The organism is Pelomonas cellulosilytica (assembly GCF_021353265.1).
Lineage (GTDB): Bacteria > Pseudomonadota > Gammaproteobacteria > Burkholderiales > Burkholderiaceae_C > Pelomonas > Pelomonas cellulosilytica.
In genome coordinates this window covers 497,237-520,087 of record NZ_JAJTWU010000002.1, presented here as the reverse complement: position 1 = coordinate 520,087, position 22,851 = coordinate 497,237, and the positions used below count along the sequence as shown (strand labels likewise).

The window sequence follows — 22,851 nt, the reverse complement described above, 5'->3', positions numbered from 1 at the left end:
ATGTACCCGCTGATGACCGGCTTGCTGCTGAGCCTAGTGCTCCTGTCGCAGGGGCGTGCCGACGAACTGCAAGCCGAGGCGCCGTTCGAGCGCCTCCGACACGATCCTGTCCAGCTGAGCCAGTTCCTCAGCGAGTTTCCAACGGGTGGTGACCTGCATGCGTCACCCATCGGCAGCGTGTATGCGGAAAGCGCCATTCGTTGGGCCACCGAGGATGGCAAGTGCGTGGACCGCGCGACCCACTAGATCACCCTGCCTCCATGCAATGCTGTACGGCCGCCGATGAAGGAGTTCGCTGCCATCGGCGCGAACTACCGCCGGCTAGTCGACGCCTACTCGTACGCGTCACGAAGCCGACAGCGCTGCACAGACGCGATTGGTGGATGCCATCGACCGCTACCGCGCCGCCACTCTGGGCCGCGAGGCCGATATGCAGCTGGAGCTACGAAACCGCCGTGGCGCAGAGCGGGTGAGTTACCTCAAGATGCTGCAACCCTTGGGCATGGACAAGGCCCGAGCATTGGCCGCGGCCCGGCCGGGCGACTTCCGAAGCACCGTGCGCTATGAAAAGGGCGAATGGACCCGCGATCCTGACTTGCCGCGCCTGATGGCCGAAACCCGCGCAGAACTGAACCACATCGACGCGCTGAGCCGGTGCCAACGCACCCCGCATGCAGCTCATGGCTGCAGCGTCGCCCTTCGCCACCTGGCACAGGTCGATCGCAACGCCCCTGAGGAACAGGTGAACGCGCAGCTCGCTCTGGCCTTCTTGCTGGCCGATGCCGACCCACGCTATGCCGGGATCAGCTTCACTGGTCTGGAGGACGACCCGGCCACTCGCGGCAACCAGACTTGGCATGCTGCGCTGATTCGCCAGATGTGGGTGGTGCTCCCCAAAGTGCGGCTCAGCCTGGACGCGGGTGAATTGGTGCGGGGGCAGCTTCCCCACGAACAACCGCACGACCATGTCTCCCAGGCGCTCAATGCGCTGGCGGTGCATCGCATCGGGCATGGCGCGTCCATCGGACTGGAACGCCAGGCGGACAGCACGCTGAACCAGATGGCAACGCAGCGAATGCTTGTGGAGACCCACCTGACTCAAGACGCCGTGCTTCTCGGTCTTCAGGGCGCGAAGCACCCCGTCGCGCGTTATCGACAGGCAGGCGTGCCGTTGGCTTTGTCGGCAAGCGACGACAGCGTGCTGCGCATCGACCTGACCCACGAGTACCAGCGCGCGGTCGAGACCCATGCCATGGGCTACCTCGACCTCAAGGAACTCTCGCGCAATGCGCTGGCCTACAGTTTTCTGCAGGGCGACTCCCTGCTGCTCGACACGCGCAGCGGCGCCCGAGTGCCCGCATGCGGAACCGACCGTCCAGGCTCGCCGCCATCGCGCGCTTGCAGCAATTTCTTGGCCGGTAGCGAAAAGGCCCTGATAGCCAGCTCCTAGTCAGCACGGACAACCGGCTACGCTAGACGTTGACGCTGCCCATCTGCCCCTCCGGGTACCGCGTTCCGGCGATGGCATGCGCCGTCAGCAGCGCCTGGAGGCGATCGAGCCGGCCACCGTCGAGCTGGATCAACGCCGCCTGCGCGTTCTCATCCAGCCGCGCGATGCTGCGCGTACCGGGGATGGGCACGATGTCCGGCCCCTGGTGCAGCAGCCAGGCCAGCGCGATCTGGGCCGGCGTGTAGCTCCATTCATCGGCGAACCCCTTCAGCGAATCTGCCAGTGCGAGGTTGTGGTCTAGGTTGCCACCCTGGAAACGCGGGTGGATGCGGCGGCGGTCGTCGGGTGCCAGTTGCTCGGCCGAGCGGATGGCGCCGGTCAGGAAGCCGCGCCCCAGCGGGCTGTAGGGCACCAGCGCAATGCCCAGTTCGCGGCACGTCGGCAGGATCTCGGCCTCCACGTCGCGGCTCCACATCGAATACTCCGTCTGCACAGCGGCGATAGGGTGCACCGCATGCGCTCGGCGGATGGTCGCGGCCGACGCCTCGGACAGGCCCAGGTGGCGCACCTTGCCGGCCTGCACCAACGCGGCCATCGCGCCGACGGTCTCCTCGATGGGCACGGTCTTGTCGACGCGGTGCTGGTAGTAGAGGTCGATGTAATCCACGCCCAGCCGGGTCAGGCTGGCGTCGCAAGCCTGGCGCACGTAGGCCGGGCTGCCGTCGATGCGCGTGACCGCACCGTCCGGCGCCCTCACGTGGCCGAACTTGGTGGCCAGCACCACCTCGTCACGCCGCTGCCGCAGCAGGTCGGCCAGCAGGCGCTCGTTGGCGCCGCTGCCATACATGTCGGCGGTGTCGAGGAAGTCGATGCCGACATCCAGCGCATGGTGCAGCACGGCCTGCGACTGCGCGTCGTCGGCTGGGCCGTAGAACTCGGACATGCCCATGCAGCCCAGGCCCAGGGCCGAGACCTCGGGGCCCGTGGCGCCCAGGCGGCGGCGGGGGAAATGGGGGTGCGTCATCACGGCTCCTTGCAAACGTCGTCCAGGAAAGTGCAGCTTAAAGACTCTGGCACATCCTCGTCGGCACGCGCTGTACCCGGTCCCGCGTTGATACAGGACCAGCCGCCGTCGTGTGCGCTGTGCCTTGGCGCCGTGCGGCCCGGCTTCTACCGTGCGGTGACTCAACACGAAGGAGCCTCCGCATGCACCCAGCCACCCGCACCCTGCCCTGCCAGGCCCGACGCCGCAGCGAGTCTCGCTGGACTGCCTGGCTGAGGCGCTGCTGGCAGCAGTGGCTGCGAAGTGACGACGAGCGCTTTCTGGACGACGCCTGCGACCTGGCCGACCTGGAACGGCGGCTGCGACTGCTGGAGCGCGGCCGGCCCGAGCGTTTCGGCAGTTTTCCACCCGGGCCGTAAGTGCGTCGCGCTGGCCCTGCCGCACCTTGACCGGGATCAAGCCGGGGCACCGACGCCGCGCGCAGCATCGTCATCATCCCGTCACATTCAGGAGGAGAGACGATGCCCACCCTGCCCCGCGCGCGAAGCGCCGAATCCCCTCGCCAGGCGCCGCGGCGCAATAGCGCCCGCCGTACGGCGGCCGGTGACGTGCCGCCCCGGCTGGACGCCGATGGCCTGGAGCAGCACCGCGTCAGCCGCGCCACGACGCGTCAGCAGATGGTGGGCAGCGAGACGCTGGCAGACTTGCTGCGCCGCCACCAGCAGGGCGACGGCGGCCCGCAGGCGCTGGCCGACGAGCTGGCCACGCTGCTGGACGGCAGCTCGCCCGATGAGCGTCGCCACCTGCGCCGCGCGCTGCGCCATCACGAGGAAAGCGTGACGCCCGCCGCCGAGGTGGACGCCGACACCGCGCTCAATCCAAACTGGCGCCAGGGCGGCTACCCGTACAAGAACCTGCTGTCGCGCAAGGCCTACGAGCGCCAGAAGTACCGGCTGCAAGTGGAGCTGCTGAAGCTACAAGCCTGGGTGAAGGAAACCGGCGCACGCGTCGTCATCCTGTTCGAGGGGCGTGACGCCGCCGGCAAGGGCGGCACGATCAAGCGCTTCATGGAGCACCTGAACCCTCGCGGCGCACGCGTTGTCGCGCTGGAGAAACCCAGCGAGGTAGAGCGTGGCCAGTGGTACTTCCAGCGCTATGTGGAGCACCTGCCCACGCGCGGCGAGATCGTGCTGTTCGACCGTAGTTGGTACAACCGGTCCGGTGTCGAGCGGGTCATGGGCTTCTGCTCGGAGCAGGAGTACCAGGAGTTCCTGCGCCAGACGCCGGAGTTCGAGCGCCAGCTGGTGCGCTCGGGCATCCACCTGTTCAAGTTCTGGTTCTCGGTCAGCCGCGACGAGCAGCGCCGCCGCTTCAAGGAGCGCAAGCTGCATCCGCTGAAGCAGTGGAAGCTGAGCCCCATCGACATGGCCTCGCTCGACAAGTGGGACGACTACACGCGAGCCAAGGAGGCGATGTTCCTGCACTGCGACACGTCGGACGCGCCGTGGACCGTCATCAAGAGCGACTGCAAGAAGCGCGCGCGGCTCAATGCGCTGCGCTATGTGCTGCACCGGCTTCCGTACAAGGAGCGGCAACTCGATCGCATCGGTGCGGTGGACCCGCTGATCGTCGGCCGGCCGGCCCTCGTTTCGGCGCCAGGCGACGATTTGTTGGCAGCCGGCGGCGCGGGTTGACCGTCACGCGGCGGGGCGGCGCTGGCTAGAATCTCGAACTTCCGAGGAGCGTTGCAACCTCAATACCCTTGAGGCCAGGCTCGGAACCAGATCTTCTGCAACCGCGCTCACCCGCTGACCGATGGTCGGGGTGAGGCCTGAACTCCCTCGACACGCGTCAGCGGCTTCATGTACTGAAGGAGCCGACATGACCGCCAATCTCCCCGCCCACATCGTCAAGGACCTGTCGCTGGCCGACTGGGGCCGCAAGGAAATCAAGATCGCCGAGCACGAGATGCCGGCGCTGATGGCCATCCGCAAGGAATACGCGGCCACGCAACCGCTGAAGGGCGCGCGCGTCACCGGCTCGCTGCACATGACCATCCAGACGGCCGTGCTCGTCGAGACGCTGCAGGCGCTGGGCGCTGAAGTGCGCTGGGCGTCGTGCAACATCTTCTCGACGCAGGACCATGCCGCCGCCGCGCTGGCTGCCGTCGGCACACCGGTGTTCGCCTACAAGGGCGAGACGCTAGAGGACTACTGGGACTACACGCACCGCATCTTCGAATTCGGCGCCAAGGGCGAGGCCGGCGAAGGCCCCAACATGATCCTGGACGACGGCGGCGACGCGACGCTGCTGATGCACCTGGGCCAGAAGGCAGAGAAGGATCTCTCCGTGCTGGCCAACCCCGGCAGCGAGGAAGAGCGCATCCTGTTCGCGGCCATCAAGAAGAAGGTCGCCGAAGACGGCACCTGGTACACGCGCAAGAGCGCCGAGATCATCGGTGTGACGGAAGAGACCACCACCGGCGTGCACCGCCTGAAGGAAATGTCCGCCAAGGGCACGCTGCTTTTCCGTGCCATCAACGTCAACGACTCGGTCACCAAGAGCAAGTTCGACAACCTGTACGGCTGCCGTGAATCGCTGGTGGACGGCATCAAGCGCGCCACCGACGTGATGGTGGCCGGCAAGATCGCCGTCGTGGCCGGCTACGGCGACGTGGGCAAGGGCTCGGCCCAGGCACTGCGCGCGCTGTCGGCCCAGGTCTGGGTCACCGAGATCGACCCGATCTGCGCGCTGCAGGCCGCGATGGAAGGCTACCGCGTCGTGACGATGGAATACGCAGCCGACAAGGCCGACATCTTCGTGACGACCACCGGCAACAAGAACGTCATCCGCCACGAGCACATGGCTGCGATGAAGAACAACGCCATCGTCTGCAACATCGGCCACTTCGACAACGAGATCGACGTTGCGTCGCTCGAGAAGTACACCTGGGAAGAGATCAAGCCGCAGGTCGACCACGTCATCTTCCCTGACGGCAAGCGCATCATCCTGCTGGCCAAGGGCCGCCTCGTGAACCTGGGCTGCGGCACGGGCCACCCCAGCTACGTGATGAGCTCCTCTTTCGCGAACCAGACGATCGCGCAGATCGAGCTTTACGCGCACAAGGACGCCTACGACATCGGCAAGGTCTATGTGCTGCCCAAGCACCTGGACGAGAAGGTCGCGCGCCTGCAGCTGACCACGCTGAACGCGCAGCTGACCGAGCTGACCGAGGAGCAGGCGGCCTACATCGGCGTGCCCAAGGCAGGCCCCTACAAGCCCGACACGTATCGCTACTGAGACCCGTGCGCGCTGACCAGCTCCTCGTCGCACAAGGCCTGGCGCCGACGCGCTCGGCCGCGCAGCGGCTGATCCAGCACGGCGCGGCGGAGTGGGCCTCGCCCACCGGCTGGGTCGCGCTGAAGAAGGCCGGCGAGGACCTGCCGGACACGGCGCAGCTGCGCGTCACCGACGACGCAGAGCTGCGCTATGTATCGCGCGGCGGCCTGAAGCTGGAAGGCGCGCTCAGGCACACCGGCCTGGAGGTGGCCGGCCACACGGCGCTGGACCTGGGCCAGAGCACCGGCGGCTTCACCGACTGCTTGCTCGCGCACGGCGCGCGACACATCGTCGGCGTGGACGTGGGGCACGCACAGCTGCATGCGCGGCTGCGTGCCGATGCCCGCGTGACAGCGCTGGAGGGCGTTCACGTGCGCGAGCTGGACGGCCTGCGCGCCCATGCGCCCACCGGCGGCTTCACCATCATCGTCGGCGACCTGAGCTTCATCTCCATGGTGGCCAGCCTGCCCGAGCTGCTGCCTTGGCTGGAGGCGCACGGCCACCTGCTCGTTCTGATCAAGCCGCAGTTCGAGCTGGGGCCGCAGGCGCTGGGCAAGGGCGGGCTCGTGAAGGACGAGGCCGACTACCCGCGCCTGGAAGCGCGCGTGCGCCTGGCCTGCACGGCCCTGGGCCTCAAGGTGCTGGACTACTTCGACAGCCCCATCACCGGCGGTGATGGCAACCGCGAATTCTTTTTGTACGCCTCCCGATGACCACATCCGTCTCGTTCGAGTTCTTCCCGCCCAACACGCCGGTCGGTGTCGAGAAACTCAAGACCGTCGTGCAGGAGCTCGGCGCGCTCCAGCCGCAATACTTCAGCGTCACCTACGGCGCCGGCGGCTCCACGCGCGAGAAGACGCTGTCCGCAGTCATGGACATCGCGGGCGCCGGCTTCGAGGCCGCGCCGCACCTCAGCTGCGTGGGCTCCACGCGCGAGAACATCGCCGAGATCCTCGCCACCTACCGGGCGCAGAACATCCATCGCGTCGTCGCGCTGCGCGGCGACCTGCCCAGCGGCACGGCCACAGCGGGCGAGTTCCGCTATGCGTCGGAGCTCGTCGCGTTCATCCGCGATACGCAAGGCAGCGACTGGCACATCGAGGTGGCCGCCTACCCTGAGGTGCACCCGCAGCAGCGCTATGCCGCCAAGGACCTGCAGCACTTCGCCGACAAGATGAAGGCCGGTGCGGACGGCGCGATCACGCAGTTCTTCTTCAACCCCGACGCCTACTTCCAGTTTGTCGAAGAGGCGCGCAAGGCCGGCGTCACGCAACCCATCGTGCCGGGCATCATGCCCTTCCACAACTACAGCCGCATCGCGCAGTTCGCGCAGCGCGACGGCATCGAGATCCCGCGCTGGGTGCAGATGCGCATGGAGGGTTTCATGGATGACGCCGCCAGCATCCGTGCCTTCGGCCTGGACGTCATCACGCGGTTGTGCGAGCGACTGATTGCCGGCGGCGCGCCGGGCCTGCACTTCTACACGCTGAACCAGAGCGCGCTGACGCTGGAGCTCTGCCGGCGTCTCGGCTTGAGCCGCTGAACACGCCGTCACACTGTTGCCCGGACGCCGCGGCGATCTGAGGGCTTGTTGACCTAAGGCAAACGCGGGCCGCCACCGCGGGGCGGTGGCCGGAGCGTGTTGCGTTGCGTCAAACCGGATCCGGGCCCGCTGGCTTGCAATGGCTTCCATCGGGGCGCGTCCCCATCACTGGAGCCACTCATGTTCAAGAAGATCGCCACCCTTGCCGCCCTCGCAGCCGCATTCGCCGCACCTCTGCAGGCGTCCGCCGCCGAAGAAGGCCCCCTGCTCGTCCGCGTGCGTGCGCTGAACCTGCACTCGGCCAACAAGGACAGCACGGGCCTGGGTCTGTCGGTCAACAACAAGACCTTCCCCGAAGTCGACTTCAGCTACTTCCTGACGCCCAACATCGCGGCCGAGCTGATCCTGACCTATCCCCAAAAGCACACGCTGTACTCCAACGGCGCGGAGATCGGCAGCCTCAAGCACCTGCCGCCGACGCTGACGCTGCAGTACCACTTCATCCCCAACGGCACCTTCCGCCCCTACGTCGGTGCCGGCGTGAACTACACGAACTTCTCCAGCGTCAAGTTCGCCCCGGCCGTCGAGACCGCGCTGCACCCCAGCATCAAGAACAACAGTTGGGGCGGTGCGTTCCAGATCGGCGCCGACATCGAGCTGGTCAAGGGCACCTACCTGAACCTGGACGTGAAGAAGGTGACGCTGGGCACGACCGTCTACTCCAGCGGCAACACCGTCGGCAAGTTCAAGGTGAACCCGACGCTGGCCAGCGTGGGCCTCGGCTGGCGCTTCTGAGCCCGGCAGCGCTCATGTAAATGAGCGCTTTACATGAGCGGCGGGCCTGGCCCGTCCGCAGAATGCGCGGCCATGCGCCGCCTACTCCTTGCGCTGGCCACGCTGTGTGCCAGCGCCGTCTGCCCGGTGGGGGTGGCCCAGCCGCTGCCTGCCCGCCCACCCGCTGCTGCTGCAAGCTCGCCGGCCCCCGCCGCCAGTGCCGCCAACCGGCTGGATCGCGTGGAGGTCAACGGCGGCCCGACGGCCAACAGCCGTCGGCGCAACAGCACCGCCAGCAAGATCGTCATCGAGCGCGAGGACCTGGACCGCTACGGCGACACGGCCCTCGGCGACGTGCTGCGCCGCCTGCCGGGCGTGACTATCGGCGGCCGTGCCGGCCGCGGCGGTGACATCCGCATGCGCGGCCTGGGCAGCGGCTTCACGCAGATCCTTGTCGACGGCGAACGTGCGCCCGCCGGCTTCGCCGTGGAGGACCTGCCGCCCGACCAGGTCGAGCGCATCGAGATCTACCGCGCACCCACCGCCGAAACCGGCGCCCGGGCGATCGCCGGCACGATCAACATCGTCCTGCGCGAGCCACTGCAGAAGTCCAACAACGAGCTGCGCTTCACGCTGGGCCAGGACCGCGGCGAGCCGCAGGCCGACTTCAGCTGGACACGCAACCTGAAGTGGGGCGGGCCGAACGGCGACGTCGTCGTCGGCGCCTTCTCCACCAACGGCGGACTGCACCGGCGCTTCAACAACATCGACACGCACAACCGCGTGACGGACAGCGACACCGGCGCCGTCACCGACGACATCGCGCAGATCGGCACCAGCATGGGCCGCAGCGCCAACCTCAACGGCAACGCACGGCTGCGCTGGAAGCTCAGCGACACGCTGAACCTGAACCTGTCGCCGTTCTTCGCGCTGTCGCAGAACAGCGGCAGCAGCCAGAACATCGCCGAGGGTTTCAACACGGGCACGGACCCAGCCACCGGCGCGGCCGTGCAGACGCCCTATCTGCGGGACGTCCACGGCAGCTCCGATGGCCGCATGCACAACCTGCGCGTCAACATGTCAGCCAGCTACCGGCCGCAGGCCGGCGAGACCTGGGACCTCCGGCTGGGCCGGGGCAGCTTCAAGAGCACCAGCAACAGCGAGCGCCGCGAAACGCGCACCGCCAACGGCGCCACGCTGGACCGCGTGCAGGACGATCGCAACACGGCAACGGAAGACCAGACCACGCTCGGCGCCAAATGGAGCCTGAAGACGGCGCAAGAGCACCAGTGGGTCACGGGCGCAGAGGGTGAGCGCAGCGACCGCGTGCAGCTGCGCGACACGCTCGTGAACGGTGAGGTCATCCCCGGCCTCGTGAAGTTCGGCCATACGCTGGGCTCCAGCAGCCAGCGCTTCGCCGGCTACACGCAGGACGAGTGGAGCCCGAGCAAGCAATGGTCGGTCTACGCCGGCCTCCGCTACGAGCGCATCGAGACCCGGGCCGACGCCACAGGTGTGCTGCCCGAGACGCGCAACGTCTCGCAGGTCACCTCGCCTCTGTTCCACCTGCTGTGGAAGCCCGAGGCTTTCCCCAAGGACCAGGTGCGGTTGAGTTTGACGCGCAGCTACCGCTCGCCCAACCTGAACGACCTAGTCGCCCGTCCCAGCATCAACGCGACCTACCCCGAGGGCCCCAACTACCAGACCTACCCGGACCGCGCCGGCAACCCCGACCTCAAGCCCGAGCTGGCCACCGGCGTGGACCTGAGCCTGGAGCACTGGCTGCCCACCGGCGGCATCGTGTCAGGCAGTGCCTTCGTGCGTGACATCAAGAGCCTGATCCGCAGCCAGGTGCTGCTGGAGACGGTCAGCTGGGACGCCTCGCCGCGCTGGGTCAGCCGGCCGCGCAACATGGAAGGAGCGCGCACGATGGGCATCGAGTTCGAGGTTAAGGCGCGGCTGGACGAGTTGTGGGAAAACGCGCCGGCCGCATGGCAGTTGCTGCTATTGCGCTTCAACGTCGCCCTGTTCAAGAGCGCGGTCCGAGGCATTCCGGGCGGCAACAATCGGCTGGACCAGCAGCCCAAGGGCAGCCTGAACTTCGGGCTGGATCACCGCTGGAAGGCGCTGGGCCAGAACTTCGGCAGCGGCTTCAACTTCAACTTCGTGCCGGCCAGCAGCGTGCAGCAGACCGAGACGCTGCGCCGCGACGAGAGCGCACGCCGGCAGTTCGACGCCTACCTGTCCTGGGCCAGCGGCGCGGTGCGCGACGGCATCAACTGGCGGCTGTCGCTGGCCAACCTGTTCCCGCGCGATGCAAGCGCGGAGACCCAGGGTGTGGACATCGACAACCACCGGCTGACCGAGAGCTGGTCCAACAACAAGACCTTCCGCGTGATCTCGCTGCGCGCCGACCTGCGGTTTTGACGCGCGCCGAGAATGCGGCGATGAGCACGCGCCGCATTCTCTTTTTCTGCATGGGCAACATCTGCCGCAGCCCGACGGCCGAAGGTGTCATGCGCGCCAGGCTGGCTGCGGCCGGGCTCGACGTCGAGGTGGATTCCGCCGGCACGCATGGCTACCACGTCGGCGAACCGCCCGACGAGCGCAGCCAGCAGCACGCGCTAAAGCGCGGCTACGACCTCGGCGCGCTGCGCGCGCGCCGGCTGGAAGCCCGCGACTTCGAGCGCTTCGACCTCGTGCTGGGCATGGACGACGACAACCTCGCCCACGCCGCCCGCCTGTGCCCACCCGCGCAACGCCACCGGCTGCAGTTGCTGATGGACTACGCGCCGGACGCCGGCAGCCGGCATGTGCCGGACCCGTACTACGGCGGTGAAGCCGGGTTCGAGCGCGTGCTGGACCTTGTCGAGGCCGCCTGCGACGGGCTCATCGCCACGCTGCGCCGCCGCTGACCGGCGCCACTGCGCTGCCCGCCGTGAGCCGGGCCAGCTGCCGGTCATGGACACGTGACAGTGCCAGCAGCGCCGTGAGCGCGCCGATGAGAGCGAAGAACATGTCCGACTGCGTGTCCCACGGGTCGCCCTGCGTGCCCAGAAACTCGTCGGCGCCCTGCCCCAGCGCGAGCGCCGCCCCCCACTCGATGAACTCGTAGGTGACGCTGATGGCCAGGCAGATGCAGACCACCAGGAAAGCCAGCATGCGGCGTCCCCGCACATGCTGGCCGCGGATCAGGATCTCCCGGGCCACGAGCGCCGGGACGAAGCCCTGGAAGAAGTGGCCGATCTTGTCGTACGGGTTGCGGCCCAGGTGCAGCCAGTCCTGCAGTTGGAAGCCCAGCGGCACACGGGCGTAGCTGTACGCGCCGCCCAGCATGAGGACCGTGGCGTGCACGAAGATCAGCACGTAGAGCAGCGAAGTCAGCGGAAAGCGTCGGTAGGTCAGCGCCAGCAACGGCAGCGCAACCAGCGCCGGCGCGACCTCCATCAGCCAGGTGGCACGGTCAAACGGATGCCAGCCGGACAGCGCCAACAGCGCGACGGCCAGTGCGCCGAGCCCGAGCAACCATGGGTCGCGGGGTGATGACATGCGGAAAGCTCCTTGGCAATGGAAGTGACATCTGCGCGCCGCCAGCCCGCCCACGAAGGCGGCGCGGTGTGAGCCCGCTGTATACCCCGGCAGGCGGCACCGGCTGCCGGTCAAGCCCGCGCGCCGGCAGCACCGCATGCCGCGGCGCATAGGTGCCTGGCCGGGCGCGCTCGGGGCAGCCGCTTCTCCAGGCGTGGAACAGGCGGTTTCCCCGGGTAAACCGTATTTGTTCGCCGGCCGAACAAATTACGATCCTGGCCAAGAGAACAAACCGCGTTGGTGACATGAACCCGATCAAACCCCTGCTGGGCGCGCTGTTGGGCGCCCAGCTGGCGCTGGCCGCCGCCGCAGGCGCCGCCCCCCGCCTCGCCGAGCAGCCGTACAGCTGGCGTCCAGTCGAGATCGTCGGTGGCGGCTTCGTCGACGGCTTCGCGTTCCAGCCCGCCGTGCCGGGCCTGAGCTACGCCCGCACCGACATGGGCGGCGCCTACCGCCGCGACAGCGCCACTGGCCGCTGGCAGCCGCTGCTGGACTTCCTGCCGCTGCGCGATGTCAACCTGATGGGCGTCGAGAGCCTGGCCATCGACCCCAACAACCCCGACGCGCTCTACCTCGCCTGCGGCACCTACACGAACCCGGCCGTGCCCAACGGAGCGCTGCTGCGCTCCAGCGACCGCGGCAAGACCTTCCAACGCACCGACCTGCCCTTCAAGCTCGGCGCCAACGAGGGCGGCAGGGGCAATGGCGAGCGGCTGGCCGTGGACCCGAACGACGGCCGCGTGCTGTGGCTGGCCAGCCGGCTCAACGGCCTATGGCGCAGCAGCGATGCCGGCGCCAGCTTCCAGCGCGTCGACAGCTTCCCGGACGCGGCCTGGCAGCGCAACGACAACGATGGCCCGCCGCCCGGCTGGGGCGGCAGCGACGGCAAGGCGACGATCAACTTCATCTTGTTCGACCCCGCCAGCGGCACGCGCGGCCAGCCTACGCGCACGATCTACGCCGGCGTCTCGGTGGTTGGCCGGCCGAGCCTGTGGGTCAGCACGGATGCCGGCGCGAGCTGGCAACCGCTGCCCCGCGCGCCGACGCGCCATCGCCCGATGCGAGCCACACTGGCAAGCGACGGCCACCTCTACGTCGCCTACGCCAGCGAGCCCGGCCCGCACCGCATGCGCGACGGTGCCGTCTGGCGCTACGACGTGCGCGAGCAGTCCTGGGCCGACATCACGCCCGACCGCCCCAGCCCGACCGACCCCTTCGGCTATGCCACCGTCACCGTCGACCCGGCCAACCCGCAACGTCTGCTCGCCAGCACGGCCGGCCGCGGCCGCGGCGATCAGCTCTGGCGCAGCACCGATGGCGGCGCCACCTGGCGCTCGCTCTTCACCGACGCCCGGTTCGACGCCGCCGCCGCCCCCTACGTGGCCGACACCCACCTGCACTGGCTCTACGACGTCAAGATTGACCCGGCCAACCCCGACCACGCGCTCTTCACCACCGGCTACGGGGGCTGGGAAACGCTGAACCTGCGCGACGCCGACGCTGGCAAGCCCACCACCTGGCGCGTCATGAGCACCGGCATCGAGGAGACCGTGGCGCTCGCGCTGCACAGCCCGACGACCGGCGTGCCGCTGGTGACGGCCATCGGCGACTACTCCGGCTTCGTCCACGCCGACCTGGACAAGCCCGCGCCCGGCAATCCCAAGCCCCCCTTCTTCGGCAACACGCATGACGTGACCGGCGCTGAGCTGGCGCCCGAAGTCATCGTGCGCATCGGCCATGCACGCGACGGCGGCAAGAACCTGGGCTACTCGCTGGACGGCGGCGCCACCTGGCGCGAGCCGAAGTCCGTGCCGGCCGGCAAGCCCACGGGCGACGGCTTCATCGCCGTGTCGGCCGACGGTCAGACCTGGATCTGGACGCCCAAGGGCGGCACACCGCACGTGAGCCACGACCATGGCGACACGTGGACCGCCGTGCAAGGCCTGCCCGCGGGCACACGCGTCATTGCCGACCGCGTGAACCCGAAGCGTTTCCACGCGATGGCGCTGTTCGACAACCAGCTGTTCGGCAGCACCGACAGCGGCCTCAGCTTCACCGCGCGGCCGCTGGCCCTGCCCGACGGGCCTGCCACGCGCGCCGCTGCCGGCAGCAACAACCGCAGCGACCGCGGCGACGACCGTGGCGGCCAGGACCGGCTCTATGCAACGCCCGGCCGCGAAGGCGACCTGTGGCTGGCGGCCTTCCACGGCCTGTACCGGGCCGGCAACGGCAAGGCCTTCAAGCGCCTGCCGAGCGTCAGCGAGATCCACGCCTTCGGCCTAGGTCGCGCTGCGCCCGGCGCGAAGGACCCGACGCTCTACCTCGTCGGCACCGTCGCCGGCCAGTACGGCATCTTCCGCTCCACCGACAGCGCGAAGACCTGGCGTCGCATCAACGACGACGCCCACCAATGGGGCCTGATCCTGCAGGTCAGCGGCGATCCCAAAGTCTTCGGTCGCGTCTACGTGGGCACGCACGGGCGCGGCGTGCTGTACGGCGACCCGAAGTGATGTCCAGCCACCCGCGCTCGGGCATAGCCCGGCAACCGCAGCGCGACGCCGTGCTGCAACGCCCACGTCATGACTGACGTCGCGCACGACTGGCGCGCGCGCCCAGCAGCGCCAGCCCCAGGCCCAGCAGGCCGAATGTGGCGGGCTCGGGGACCGGCGCCGCGGTGATCAACAACGAGATGCCGCCCAGGTTGTCGGGCAGGTAGTAGTCGGCCGACGCGAAAGCGATGGTCGCTGCATGGTCCAGCCGCATCGTGAAGGGCGGCGTGGCGAGGAATGCCGCGCGAGCCTCGGCCTGCGTGTCCCAGGCGCAGAAGTGGTTCTTGCAGGTCGGCTCCTTCAAAGACACGCCATCCACCAGCATCCGGTACTGCCCGCCGCCCAATACCTCGGCCGCGACGAAATGGCTGCCCCAGCTGCCCGCGGCATCGGCCTGGAAGTTCCACGTGTCGTAGAGGGCCCCGGGCCGGCCCCAGGCATTGCCGAGCAGGTAGTCACCCGCCGGCAGATCCACCAGCACGGGGTTGAAAAGGCTGACGATGGTTCCCGGCGCCACCGGATAGCTGTAGATATCGGCGCCGGCGCCATCGGCACCAAAGCCTTTGATGTTGACCAAGGTGTCGGCGTGGGCGGCGCCAGCCAGTGCGAATGCGGCCACGGCGGCGGCCAGGGGACGGTGCTTCATGAGGTTTGCTCCTTGCGGCATGAGTGCCTGCCACCGCTACACGGATTGGTGGCGCCAGACCCGCCATGGCCCCCACAGGCTAGGGAGCTCCCGTCGCCGCAGCCAGACGAGGCATGTCGTTCGAGCCGCGACCGAACGCGTCAGCGCGGTGTGAGTGCCGTGACCAGCCCTGCGGCAGCGGCCAGTGAGGCGCTGGACGGCACTTGGCAAGCCAACAGGTTGCGTTGCGCCAAGCGGGCCAGCTGCAGCGCCAGCGCGGGCTCGGTGTGGCGCCGGGCCTGGGCCGCGACGAGCGCCAGCGCGCCACGCTGCGGCACGCTGAGCTGGGCGTCGTCGGCCAGCAGCCGCGCCACATCAGGCGCCGTGACCTCGATCGCGCGGAACTCGTCTCCGAGGCCCAGTGCCACCTGGGCCTGCAGCACGGCGAGATCCGGGTCCTCTGCGCCGGCCTTGCCAAGCGCCTGCTCCGCCTGGGCGAGAGCAGCCCGCGCGGCAGCGGCATCGCCCTGGGCCAGCGCCAAGCGCGCCGCGGCCCGCGCGACGTCGAACTTGCGGGCGGCCGTGCCTCCTTTGCTCCCGATCACCGCCTGGGCCTGCGCCAGGCTGTCGGCCGCAGCGCGCAACTGGCCCTGCGCCGTTTGCGCCTGCGACAGCACCGCCAGCAGCGCCAGCCGGGGCAGGTGACGCGGCTCGGGAATGCGTGCCAGCACCCCGGGCACGGTCGTGACGGTGGCGGCCACGTCGCCTTCGGCAAAGGCCCTCAGGACGCGTAGGCCGTCGATGTCGAGCGCGGTGGGCATCGCGCTCGGGTCGGCATCGCGCGCACGCGCCTGCGCTGCCTGATCAAGCGCGGCGCGGCCGCGTTCGCGGTCCCCGCCCGCGAACCACAACCGGCTCTGGCCGACAAGCACCCCCGCGATGCGGGCGCCACTGCTGTCGTGCCGGCGGTGGGTATCCAGCATGCGCTCCAGCGCTTGCGCGGCCTCGGCCCGGCGGCCCAGCTCCTGCAACGCGTCCGAGCGATGGCTCTCGATGAAGGCGGCCTCCATGTTGCCGGGCCCGTACAACGCGTTGAACAGACGCAGCGCCTCGTCCAGCTCGGGCAGCGCCTGCGCAGGCTGGCCCGCGGCCTGCAGCGCCTGGCCGAGCACCTGGTGGGCCATGGCCTGACGGTGGCCGCCCTCGCCCGACCGGTCCAGCACGCCGACTGCTTCGCGCGCCGCGGCCACCGCGCGCGGGCCATCCTTGTAACGGAAGGCCAGCGCCTCGGTGTAGCGGGCCTGGGCGTAGTCGCCATCGCGCGCGCCGCGGCGCGACAACACGGCCCGCGCATGCTCAATCCACGGCAGCGCGGGGTCAAGCGTGCCCGTGCCCACCTGCACCCAGGCCAGCTCCAGCTCGGCCAACGCCGTTTCGCGGGCGTCTGCACCGTACACCTGGCGGGCCGCCTCGACGCTGCGCCGGTGCAGCGCCAGCGACTGCTCGCTCAGGCCCATTTCCTCGTGGATCTCGCCGAGCAGGCGCAACAGGTCGGCGTGGGCCTGCGGCGCCCCGGTCTTCAGCTCGTCGATGCGCTCGGCGCCCTGCGCCAGCAGCTCCCGCACACTCATGCGCTGCATCTGGTCGGCCGACCGCTGATGCGAGCCGTTGGCCCGCAGCAGCGCTGCAAGAAAGTCGCGGACCGCGCCGGCCCGACGGGCTTCGGCCTGTGCGAGCTGGGCCTGCCACAGCGCCGCACCAGCGCCCAGCCCCAGAGCGACCAGCACCGCCGCGCTGGCGGACAAGACCAGCCGCTGACGCCCCCAGAGCTTGCGCAGCCGGTAGCCGAGGGCCGCAGGGCGGGCCAGGATGGGCTGGCTGGCGAGATGCCGCTCGATGTCCTGCGCGAGGGCCTCGGCCGACGCGTAGCGCCGGCCCGGCTCATGCTCCAGCGCCTTCATCACCATCGTGTCGATGTCGCCGCGCAGCGCACGGTCGCCGGCGACCTCGCTGGGGCGCTGGATTCGGGCCGACCGCAGCGTCTGGGCCAGACCCGTCGTGCCATCGCGACGCAGTTCGTAGGGCAGCCGGCTGGTGAGCAACTGGTACAGCAGCACGCCCAGTGAATACACATCGCTGGCAACGCCGAGCGGCTGCCCCTCGAGCTGCTCCGGGCTCGCGTATTGCGGCGTCAAAGCGTGCCCGCCTTCGCGCGTGAGCGCGGTGTCGGCGCCCAAGCCGTCGTCGGCCAGCAGCTTGGCGACGCCAAAGTCCAGCAGCTTGACGGCGCCTGCGGCGTCGACGAGGACATTGGCCGGCTTGATGTCGCGGTGGATGACCAGCTGCGCGTGGGCATGCTGGACGGCGCGCAGCACCGGCAGGAACAGCTGCAGTCGCGCTGCAGCGGTCAATTGCCGCTCGGCCGCGTAGGCCGTGATCGGGCGGCCATCGACGTACTCCAGCGCCAGCCAGGGCTGCCCGTCGGACTCGCCGGCATCCAGCACCTGGGCGATGTTCGGATGCTGCAGCGTCGACAGGATGCACCGCTCGCGCCTGAAGCGCTCCAGCACCACGCTCGACCCGATCCAGGGGTGGGGTAGCTTGAGGGCCACGTCGCGCGCATGGGCCCCATCCTCGCGCCGCGCCAGCCACACGGTGGCCATGCCGCCGCGCCCGAGTTCGCGCAACAGCCGCCAGGGGCCCAGGCGGCCGCCCACCGGGACAGGCGACGGCGGGCGGACATCGACACGCGCACCGGCTGCAAGGAAGTCTTCGGTCTCGATGCGCGCCCGGTCGGTCAGCAGCTGCTGCAGCGCCTGCTTGAGCCGGGGCGGCTGCAGCGCCAGCGCCTCCAGCCAAGCCGCGCGCTCGGCTGGCGGCAGGTCAAGCGCCGTGTCGAGGTGGCGCAGCAGCAGCGCCCAGTCGTTACGTTCGAGCTTCATGGCAGGCTAGAACGCGTTGGCGGCATCAAAACCGCCAGTTCATTGAAGCGCGGCGTACAGGAATGAGCGCGCCCGCTCCCAATCGCGTTCGACGGTCCGCAACCCGATGCCCAGCGCGGCGGCGATCTCGTCGTTGGTCAAGCCGCCGAAGTAGCGCATCTCCACCACCTGCGCCAGCCGCGGTTCGATGGCGGCCAGTTCCGACAGGGCCTCGTGCACACGCAGCAGCTCCGGCGTGTCGGGCGTGGACAGCCGCTCGCCGAGCCCTGTCGTGAGCTCGACATGCACCGCCGCACCACCGCGCTGCTCGGCCAGGCGCTCGCGCACGGCGTCCACCAGCACCGAGCGCATCGCTCGGGAGGCATACGCCAGGAAGTGCGTCTGATTGGCAAAGCTCAGGCTCGCCTGCCGGGCCAGCCGCTCGTAGGTCTCATGCACGAGGGCCGTGGTGTCCAGCAGCGCAGCGCCGTCCCGCGTCGACCGGTACAGCCGCGCATGCGCGGCGCGGCGCAATTCGGCGTACAGCTGGCCGAAAAGCTCATCCACCGCGCTGGCATCCCCACCGCCAGCTGCCGGCAGCAACTCCGGCCGCGGCATGCCCGTCATGCGCGCGCTCCTGCGCAACGCGCAGCACGGCGTAAGCCGATGGGCTTGCCGGCGCTGCGCACCGCGTCCATCAGATCACGGCCTCTGTCGCAAACGCATCCCGCGTCAGGTTCTCCGGCGCCTCGCCCGCACCGCGGCAGACCACATCGTCCTCGATGCGGATGCCGCCATAGCGCGACAGCCGCTCGACGGCGGCCCAGTCCACGTGGGCCGCATGCCTGGACGCGCGCAGCTCGCGCAGCAACATCGGGATGAAGTACAGACCCGGCTCGATGGTGACCACCATGCCGGCCTGCAGCGGGCGCGTGAGCCGCAGGTAGCGATGACCTTCGGGCTTGTCGGCGACGCCGCCGGTCTCGCTGGCCATGAAGCCGCCCACGTCATGCACCTGCAGGCCCAGCAGGTGACCGATGCCGTGCGGGAAGAACGGCTTCGTGACGCCCTCCTCCACCATGGCCTCCTCGCTCATGTGGACGATGCCGGCGGCGCGCAGCAGGCGGGCTGTGCGACGGTGGGCACTGAGGTGGATGTCGCGGTAGTCCACGCCGTCGCGCACCTCGTCGACGAGGCCCTGCTGCTCGACATCCATCGCGGCGATCAGCGCCGCGAAATCGTCGTGGCCGGGCTGGGCGGTGTTCACCCAGGTGCGTGTGATGTCGCTGGCATAACCATTCACCTGCGCACCCGCGTCGAGGAGGAAGCTGCGCGACTCGGTCGGGCGGGACGCATCCTGGTACTGGTAGTGGAGCACCGCGCAGTGCTCGTTCAGGCAGACGATGTTGGTGTAGGGCAGGTCGCGGTCCGTGTGGCCGCTGGCGACGAGGTAGGCGCGGTGGATGTCTGCCTCGCTGCCGCCTGCCAGGAATGCCTCGCGCGCGGCGCGGTGGGCCGGCGCGGCGCGACGCGACGCGGTGCGCATCTGCACCAGCTCATAGGGCGTCTTCACGCCGCGCGCCCAGTGCAGCAGGTTCAGCAGCGGCTCGGGGTTGTTGGGCACGAGGCCGGGTAGCGCGGCATCGGCCTCGCCGACGATGGCCGTGCGCGACGTGACGACGTCCGCCAGCGCCTTGGCGGCCTCCGCCGGCTCACGGATGACGACCAGCTCGACGGCATCCACCCACTCGCCGCTAGGCGCGCTGGGCGGCACATGCCAGTAATCGTCGGGCTGGTAGTAGACGACGCGCGGCTTCCTGCCGGGCCGCACGGCGATCCATGAATGCGGGTGGTTCGTCAGCGGCACCCAGTGCTTGAAATGCGGGTTGGGCTGGAACAGGTAGGGCCGGTCGTCGAGGAAGGCGTATTTCTCGATGCCGGACGCAATGACCAGCGTGTCGAAGCCGGTGCGTTCCAGCGCGGACGCCGCCTGCTGCTGCAGCGTGGCGAGGTGGTCGAGGTAGAGACTCATCGCGGCGGCCCTGCCTGTCACTTGCGCACGTAGGTCAGCTTCTTCGTGCCGCCGTCACAGCTGCCGATGACCTTGGCGTCGCCGACCTTGTCGTTCTCGACAGCGGTGATCTCGTAGTTCTTGACGCCCTTCTCGTCGAGCTTGGCCGCGATCTCGGCCTTCAGTTCGTCACAGGGCTTGGCGGCGGCGTGGGCGCCGGCGGCGCAGGCGACGAGAAGCAGTGGCAGCAGTGGCTTGATGGACATGGTCGTTCCCTGTTGTGGAGGAGGCGCAGCGATTTTGGTGCCGCGCGGCGATTGGATCATCGGCGGGCACTGCTAGGCTTGCACGAACCGCCACGGCGGCTGGTCAGGATTCACGTCCGGGAGATGCGCATGCTGTTCGACCACATCGGCTTCAACGTCAGTGACTTCCCCGCCGCCCGAGCGTTCCTGCTGCAGGCGCTGCAGCCGTTGGGCATCGCCATCACTGCCGAAGGCGATGGCTGGGCCATGCTGGGTCGGCCGGCCGAGGGCAACTTGTGGTTCGGCTCGTTCGGCCCGGTGCCTGGGCCCGTCCATGTGGCGTTCGCAGCCACCAGCCGCGAGCAGGTGCGGCAGTTCCACGCCGCCGCGCTAGCCGCCGGCGGCAAGGACAACGGCGCGCCGGGCCTGCGGCCTCATTACCACGCCAACTACTATGGCGCCTTCGTCATCGGACCGGACGGGCACAACCTGGAGGCCGTCTGCCACGCGGCAGAGGCATGACGCTCAGCCCTCGCGGTCCCAGACCACGCCCTCTTCCGTCAGCATCGCGTCCAGCGGCACGTCCAGCGCGCTGGGCTTGAGCAGCGGCAGGAATCCGTGCGCATAGCCGATGCCCACGGCCGCGGGCCGGGGATCGAGTTCGGCGAGCGTGCGGTCCATGAAACCGCCGCCATAGCCCAGCCGCAGGCCGCAGGGGCCGAAGCCCAGACACGGCACCAGCATCAGCTGAGGCTGGAACTGCTCGGTGTCCTTGGGCTTGGGGATGTGGAAGGCGTCTTCCTCCATCGGGCAGCCGGGATACCAGACGTGAAAGCGCAGCGTGCCGTGCGCCTTGTCGACGACGGGCAGGCCGATGCGCCGCTCCGGATGGTCCTCGCTCCAGCGGTACAGCGCCGGCAGCGGATCGAACTCGCCCTTGATGGGCCAGTAGGCGCCGATCGTCGTCTCCCGCCGGCGCAGCAGCCATACGCGCAGCACCTCCTGCAGCTCAGCCGCACACGCCAGGCGGTTGGGCAGGGCCAGGCGTTGTTCGATGAGCTTGTGCCGCAGCGCGGCGCGGTCGTTGGCGTCCATGGCGCCCGAGCTTACATTCGCGGCCATGGACCCGTTCACAGCGTTATGCGTCGAGCTGCTGTCGCCGCTAGGCTCCGTGCGCGTGCGGCGCATGTTCGGCGGCCAGGGCGTCTACTTGGACGACCTGTTCATGGCCATCATCGATGACGGCCAGCTGTTCCTGAAGACCGACGACACGACGCGAGAGCGCTTCGACACGGCCGGCTGCCCGCCGTTCACGTTTCCGAACAAGGCCGGCGAGCCGGTCGTCACGCACTACCGCCGCGCGCCGGAAGAGGCGCTGGAGTCGCCACCGCTGATGCTGCCCTGGGCCCGGCTCGCGCTGGAGGCCGCGCTGCGGGCGGCGAACGCCAAGGTCAAGCCTTCAGCCCCGGCGAAGAAGGCGCCCGCCAAGAAAGCTACGGCGGCGCGCCGGCGCTGACGCCGGCGGCACCAGCAGCTCGAAGTCGGCCACGGGCCAGCCTTCCACCACCGCCGTCTGGCCTGGCGCCAGCGCCATCGCCTGGCCGGCTTCGAGCCAGTGGTCCGTGGCGGGCCGCTCCGGCGTGCCGGACAGCGTCAGCCAGACGCGCCCACAGGCCACAGACAGCCGGCGCGTCTCGGCGCCGCCGGTCAGCGTCAGGGCCCGGCCGCCGGCCAGGTGCCATGTCGATAGCGCATCACTCATGACGGTACTCCTCGTTGGATGCGATGCATTCTGCTGAGCACGGGCCGCACGGTCCAATGAGGATGCGGCGCGCCATTGATACCATCAACGCATGAATCAGCCGATCCGCCAGCGCCCGCTGTCCATTGGCCCGCTGCGTGCGTTCGAGGCTGTGGCCCGATTGCTGAGCTTCCGCGCGGCGGCCGAGGAACTGAGCCTCACGCAGTCGGCCATCAGCCGGCAGATCCAGTCGCTGGAGGAGGAGATCGGCTGCACGCTGTTCCTGCGCGGCACGCGCAAGGTGGAGCTGTCAGGCGACGGCGCGATGCTGCTGCCGACCGCCGTGGCCGTGCTGTCCCGACTCGACCAGACCGTGCGCCAGATCCGCCGCGCCCGCGGCCGGCGCGTCGTCAACGTCAGCACATTCGCATCGTTCGCATCGCTGTGGCTGATCCCGCGGCTGGAGGCCTTCCAGCGCGAGCACGCCGACATCGACATCCGCGTCTCCGCCTACGACCGCAAGGTGGACCTGGAAGATGGCGAAAGCGACCTCGCGCTGCGCTACGACGACGTGCCTTCGGTGCCGCCCGAGGCCGAGCAGCTGTTCGAGGAAACGCTGTCGCCCACCGTCAGCCCCTGGTACCTGAAGAAGCCGCCCGCGCCGCTGAAGCGCCCCGCCGACCTCGCCGGCCATGCGCTGGCCGAGGAGGACGACCCCCGGCCGAGTGCCGAGTACCTGAGCTGGCGCCGCTGGCTGGTGGAACACGGCGAGCCTGACCTGCAGCCGCGCCGCTGGCTCTACATGAACTTCACCTACCAGCAGATCCAGGCGGCGCTGGCCGGCCAGGGCGTGGCGTTGGCCCGGCTGCCGTTGGTGCACGAGCAGCTGCAGCGCGGCGAGCTGGTGGAGCCCTTCGGCCAGGCCGGCCGGCTCGGCAGCCCGTTCAGCTACTGGCTGATCGCCGGCCCCAACGCGGCACGCCGGCCGGAGGTGCAGCAGTTCGCCGACTGGGTGCGGGCGCAGGCGGCCGTCACGCGCCAGGCGCTCGAGGGGGTCTGACC

The 22,851-nt window shown here is 69.4% G+C and carries 23 protein-coding genes and 1 riboswitch; of the genes, 14 read left to right on the top strand and 9 right to left on the bottom strand.

All coding sequences use genetic code 11. The features are described 5' to 3' along the window. Together LXT13_RS06295 and LXT13_RS28770 are read left to right on the top strand one after the other, a co-directional pair. On the top strand, nt 1–246 hold the full coding sequence (locus LXT13_RS06295; protein WP_233370884.1) for a hypothetical protein: 246 nt from the start codon (nt 1–3) through the stop codon (nt 244–246). A 133-nt stretch (nt 247–379) separates the two neighbouring features. Then, the gene (locus tag LXT13_RS28770; protein WP_233370882.1) at nt 380–1,450 is read left to right on the top strand and encodes a hypothetical protein; all 1,071 of its coding nucleotides are present in this window, start codon (nt 380–382) and stop codon (nt 1,448–1,450) included. A 22-nt stretch (nt 1,451–1,472) separates the two neighbouring features. On the opposite strand, the gene LXT13_RS06285 is transcribed toward LXT13_RS28770, so the two are convergent. Further along, the gene (locus LXT13_RS06285) at nt 1,473–2,474 is read right to left on the bottom strand and encodes an aldo/keto reductase (protein ID WP_233370880.1); all 1,002 of its coding nucleotides are present in this window, start codon (nt 2,472–2,474) and stop codon (nt 1,473–1,475) included. 182 nt (nt 2,475–2,656) lie between these two features. Here LXT13_RS06285 and LXT13_RS06280 point away from each other — a divergent pair, with 182 nt between their 5' ends. The 8 genes from LXT13_RS06280 (at nt 2,657) to LXT13_RS06245 (ending at nt 11,024) form a co-directional block, all read left to right on the top strand. Next, nucleotides 2,657–2,872, top strand: coding sequence for a hypothetical protein (locus tag LXT13_RS06280; protein ID WP_233370879.1), 216 nt, complete (start codon nt 2,657–2,659; stop codon nt 2,870–2,872). A 102-nt stretch (nt 2,873–2,974) separates the two neighbouring features. Next, the gene (ppk2, locus tag LXT13_RS06275; RefSeq protein WP_233370877.1) at nt 2,975–4,147 is read left to right on the top strand and encodes a polyphosphate kinase 2; all 1,173 of its coding nucleotides are present in this window, start codon (nt 2,975–2,977) and stop codon (nt 4,145–4,147) included. A gap of 37 nt (nt 4,148–4,184) precedes the next feature. Continuing rightward, nucleotides 4,185–4,263: riboswitch (S-adenosyl-L-homocysteine riboswitch) on the top strand. A gap of 71 nt (nt 4,264–4,334) precedes the next feature. Next, nucleotides 4,335–5,753 carry an adenosylhomocysteinase gene (ahcY, locus tag LXT13_RS06270; RefSeq protein ID WP_233370876.1) on the top strand — a complete coding sequence of 473 codons (1,419 nt, stop codon included), beginning with the start codon at nt 4,335–4,337 and terminating at the stop codon, nt 5,751–5,753. A 5-nt stretch (nt 5,754–5,758) separates the two neighbouring features. Then, nucleotides 5,759–6,505 (top strand): TlyA family RNA methyltransferase, encoded by a 747-nt coding sequence (locus LXT13_RS06265; RefSeq protein WP_233370874.1) that lies wholly within the window; start codon nt 5,759–5,761, stop codon nt 6,503–6,505. Further along, nucleotides 6,502–7,335, top strand: coding sequence for a methylenetetrahydrofolate reductase [NAD(P)H] (gene metF, locus LXT13_RS06260; protein WP_233370872.1), 834 nt, complete (start codon nt 6,502–6,504; stop codon nt 7,333–7,335). The genes LXT13_RS06265 and metF overlap by 4 nt, the downstream gene beginning before the upstream one ends. A gap of 180 nt (nt 7,336–7,515) precedes the next feature. Then, nucleotides 7,516–8,130 carry an OmpW/AlkL family protein gene (locus LXT13_RS06255; protein ID WP_233370871.1) on the top strand — a complete coding sequence of 205 codons (615 nt, stop codon included), beginning with the start codon at nt 7,516–7,518 and terminating at the stop codon, nt 8,128–8,130. Nucleotides 8,131–8,202: 72 nt separating this feature from the next. Next, nucleotides 8,203–10,536: a TonB-dependent receptor plug domain-containing protein gene (locus tag LXT13_RS06250; protein WP_233370869.1), complete on the top strand. Its 2,334-nt coding sequence runs from the start codon at nt 8,203–8,205 to the stop codon at nt 10,534–10,536. A 20-nt stretch (nt 10,537–10,556) separates the two neighbouring features. Continuing rightward, complete coding sequence (locus LXT13_RS06245) at nt 10,557–11,024, top strand: low molecular weight protein-tyrosine-phosphatase (protein WP_233370867.1); 468 nt, start codon at nt 10,557–10,559, stop codon at nt 11,022–11,024. Here the strand turns inward: LXT13_RS06245 and LXT13_RS06240 are convergent. Further along, the gene (locus LXT13_RS06240; RefSeq protein WP_233370865.1) at nt 10,999–11,658 is read right to left on the bottom strand and encodes a DUF2238 domain-containing protein; all 660 of its coding nucleotides are present in this window, start codon (nt 11,656–11,658) and stop codon (nt 10,999–11,001) included. The genes LXT13_RS06245 and LXT13_RS06240 overlap by 26 nt on opposite strands. A gap of 284 nt (nt 11,659–11,942) precedes the next feature. On the opposite strand from LXT13_RS06240, the gene LXT13_RS06235 reads away from it, so the two are divergent. Beyond that, a complete protein-coding gene (locus LXT13_RS06235; RefSeq protein WP_233370864.1) occupies nt 11,943–14,207 on the top strand; it encodes a beta propeller repeat protein in 2,265 nt (754 codons plus the stop codon). A 67-nt stretch (nt 14,208–14,274) separates the two neighbouring features. Here LXT13_RS06235 and LXT13_RS06230 read toward each other — a convergent pair whose 3' ends face one another. The 5 genes from LXT13_RS06230 to LXT13_RS06210 all read right to left on the bottom strand — a co-directional run bounded on the left by LXT13_RS06230 (nt 14,275) and on the right by LXT13_RS06210 (nt 20,069). Then, a complete protein-coding gene (locus tag LXT13_RS06230) occupies nt 14,275–14,892 on the bottom strand; it encodes a PEP-CTERM sorting domain-containing protein (protein WP_233370862.1) in 618 nt (205 codons plus the stop codon). Between the two features lie 140 nt (nt 14,893–15,032). Next, nucleotides 15,033–17,813 carry a serine/threonine-protein kinase gene (locus LXT13_RS06225; protein WP_233370861.1) on the bottom strand — a complete coding sequence of 927 codons (2,781 nt, stop codon included), beginning with the start codon at nt 17,811–17,813 and terminating at the stop codon, nt 15,033–15,035. A 39-nt stretch (nt 17,814–17,852) separates the two neighbouring features. After that, nucleotides 17,853–18,419, bottom strand: a complete 567-nt coding sequence (locus tag LXT13_RS06220; RefSeq protein ID WP_233370859.1) for an ECF-type sigma factor — start codon at nt 18,417–18,419, stop codon at nt 17,853–17,855. Between the two features lie 70 nt (nt 18,420–18,489). Beyond that, complete coding sequence (gene pepQ, locus LXT13_RS06215) at nt 18,490–19,824, bottom strand: Xaa-Pro dipeptidase (RefSeq protein ID WP_233370857.1); 1,335 nt, start codon at nt 19,822–19,824, stop codon at nt 18,490–18,492. 17 nt (nt 19,825–19,841) lie between these two features. Continuing rightward, a complete protein-coding gene (locus tag LXT13_RS06210; protein ID WP_233370856.1) occupies nt 19,842–20,069 on the bottom strand; it encodes a DUF1161 domain-containing protein in 228 nt (75 codons plus the stop codon). Between the two features lie 129 nt (nt 20,070–20,198). Here LXT13_RS06210 and LXT13_RS06205 point away from each other — a divergent pair, with 129 nt between their 5' ends. Beyond that, nucleotides 20,199–20,570 (top strand): VOC family protein, encoded by a 372-nt coding sequence (locus LXT13_RS06205; RefSeq protein WP_419964649.1) that lies wholly within the window; start codon nt 20,199–20,201, stop codon nt 20,568–20,570. A 3-nt stretch (nt 20,571–20,573) separates the two neighbouring features. Here LXT13_RS06205 and LXT13_RS06200 read toward each other — a convergent pair whose 3' ends face one another. After that, nucleotides 20,574–21,170 (bottom strand): 5-formyltetrahydrofolate cyclo-ligase, encoded by a 597-nt coding sequence (locus LXT13_RS06200; protein ID WP_233370854.1) that lies wholly within the window; start codon nt 21,168–21,170, stop codon nt 20,574–20,576. Here LXT13_RS06200 and LXT13_RS06195 point away from each other — a divergent pair. Then, complete coding sequence (locus LXT13_RS06195; protein WP_233370851.1) at nt 21,169–21,564, top strand: TfoX/Sxy family protein; 396 nt, start codon at nt 21,169–21,171, stop codon at nt 21,562–21,564. The genes LXT13_RS06200 and LXT13_RS06195 overlap by 2 nt on opposite strands. On the opposite strand, the gene LXT13_RS06190 is transcribed toward LXT13_RS06195, so the two are convergent. Beyond that, nucleotides 21,508–21,810, bottom strand: a complete 303-nt coding sequence (locus LXT13_RS06190) for a DUF2917 domain-containing protein (protein ID WP_233370850.1) — start codon at nt 21,808–21,810, stop codon at nt 21,508–21,510. The two genes, LXT13_RS06195 and LXT13_RS06190, sit on opposite strands and share 57 nt — an antisense overlap. Before the next feature lie 91 nt (nt 21,811–21,901). Between LXT13_RS06190 and LXT13_RS06185 the strand changes: the two genes are divergently transcribed. Next, on the top strand, nt 21,902–22,849 hold the full coding sequence (locus tag LXT13_RS06185) for a LysR substrate-binding domain-containing protein (RefSeq protein ID WP_233370848.1): 948 nt from the start codon (nt 21,902–21,904) through the stop codon (nt 22,847–22,849). Nucleotides 22,850–22,851: the final 2 nt, after the last annotated feature.

Excerpts from the sequence above, each read along its gene's own strand:
- LXT13_RS06195 (WP_233370851.1), top strand. The coding sequence starts at position 21,169 with ATGGACCCGTTCACAGCGTTATGCGTCGAGCTGCTGTCGCCGCTAGGC.
- LXT13_RS06250 (WP_233370869.1), top strand. The coding sequence starts at position 8,203 with ATGCGCCGCCTACTCCTTGCGCTGGCCACGCTGTGTGCCAGCGCCGTC.
- LXT13_RS06210 (WP_233370856.1), bottom strand. The coding sequence starts at position 20,069 with ATGTCCATCAAGCCACTGCTGCCACTGCTTCTCGTCGCCTGCGCCGCC.
- pepQ (WP_233370857.1), bottom strand. The coding sequence starts at position 19,824 with ATGAGTCTCTACCTCGACCACCTCGCCACGCTGCAGCAGCAGGCGGCG.
- LXT13_RS06225 (WP_233370861.1), bottom strand. The coding sequence starts at position 17,813 with ATGAAGCTCGAACGTAACGACTGGGCGCTGCTGCTGCGCCACCTCGAC.
- LXT13_RS06245 (WP_233370867.1), top strand. The coding sequence starts at position 10,557 with ATGAGCACGCGCCGCATTCTCTTTTTCTGCATGGGCAACATCTGCCGC.
- LXT13_RS06230 (WP_233370862.1), bottom strand. The coding sequence starts at position 14,892 with ATGAAGCACCGTCCCCTGGCCGCCGCCGTGGCCGCATTCGCACTGGCT.
- LXT13_RS06205 (WP_419964649.1), top strand. The coding sequence starts at position 20,199 with ATGCTGTTCGACCACATCGGCTTCAACGTCAGTGACTTCCCCGCCGCC.
- metF (WP_233370872.1), top strand. The coding sequence starts at position 6,502 with ATGACCACATCCGTCTCGTTCGAGTTCTTCCCGCCCAACACGCCGGTC.
- LXT13_RS06190 (WP_233370850.1), bottom strand. The coding sequence starts at position 21,810 with ATGAGTGATGCGCTATCGACATGGCACCTGGCCGGCGGCCGGGCCCTG.
- LXT13_RS06285 (WP_233370880.1), bottom strand. The coding sequence starts at position 2,474 with ATGACGCACCCCCATTTCCCCCGCCGCCGCCTGGGCGCCACGGGCCCC.
- LXT13_RS06235 (WP_233370864.1), top strand. The coding sequence starts at position 11,943 with ATGAACCCGATCAAACCCCTGCTGGGCGCGCTGTTGGGCGCCCAGCTG.
- ppk2 (WP_233370877.1), top strand. The coding sequence starts at position 2,975 with ATGCCCACCCTGCCCCGCGCGCGAAGCGCCGAATCCCCTCGCCAGGCG.
- LXT13_RS06200 (WP_233370854.1), bottom strand. The coding sequence starts at position 21,170 with ATGGCCGCGAATGTAAGCTCGGGCGCCATGGACGCCAACGACCGCGCC.
- ahcY (WP_233370876.1), top strand. The coding sequence starts at position 4,335 with ATGACCGCCAATCTCCCCGCCCACATCGTCAAGGACCTGTCGCTGGCC.
- LXT13_RS06185 (WP_233370848.1), top strand. The coding sequence starts at position 21,902 with ATGAATCAGCCGATCCGCCAGCGCCCGCTGTCCATTGGCCCGCTGCGT.
- LXT13_RS06240 (WP_233370865.1), bottom strand. The coding sequence starts at position 11,658 with ATGTCATCACCCCGCGACCCATGGTTGCTCGGGCTCGGCGCACTGGCC.
- LXT13_RS06280 (WP_233370879.1), top strand. The coding sequence starts at position 2,657 with ATGCACCCAGCCACCCGCACCCTGCCCTGCCAGGCCCGACGCCGCAGC.
- LXT13_RS06220 (WP_233370859.1), bottom strand. The coding sequence starts at position 18,419 with ATGACGGGCATGCCGCGGCCGGAGTTGCTGCCGGCAGCTGGCGGTGGG.
- LXT13_RS06255 (WP_233370871.1), top strand. The coding sequence starts at position 7,516 with ATGTTCAAGAAGATCGCCACCCTTGCCGCCCTCGCAGCCGCATTCGCC.
- LXT13_RS06295 (WP_233370884.1), top strand. The coding sequence starts at position 1 with ATGTACCCGCTGATGACCGGCTTGCTGCTGAGCCTAGTGCTCCTGTCG.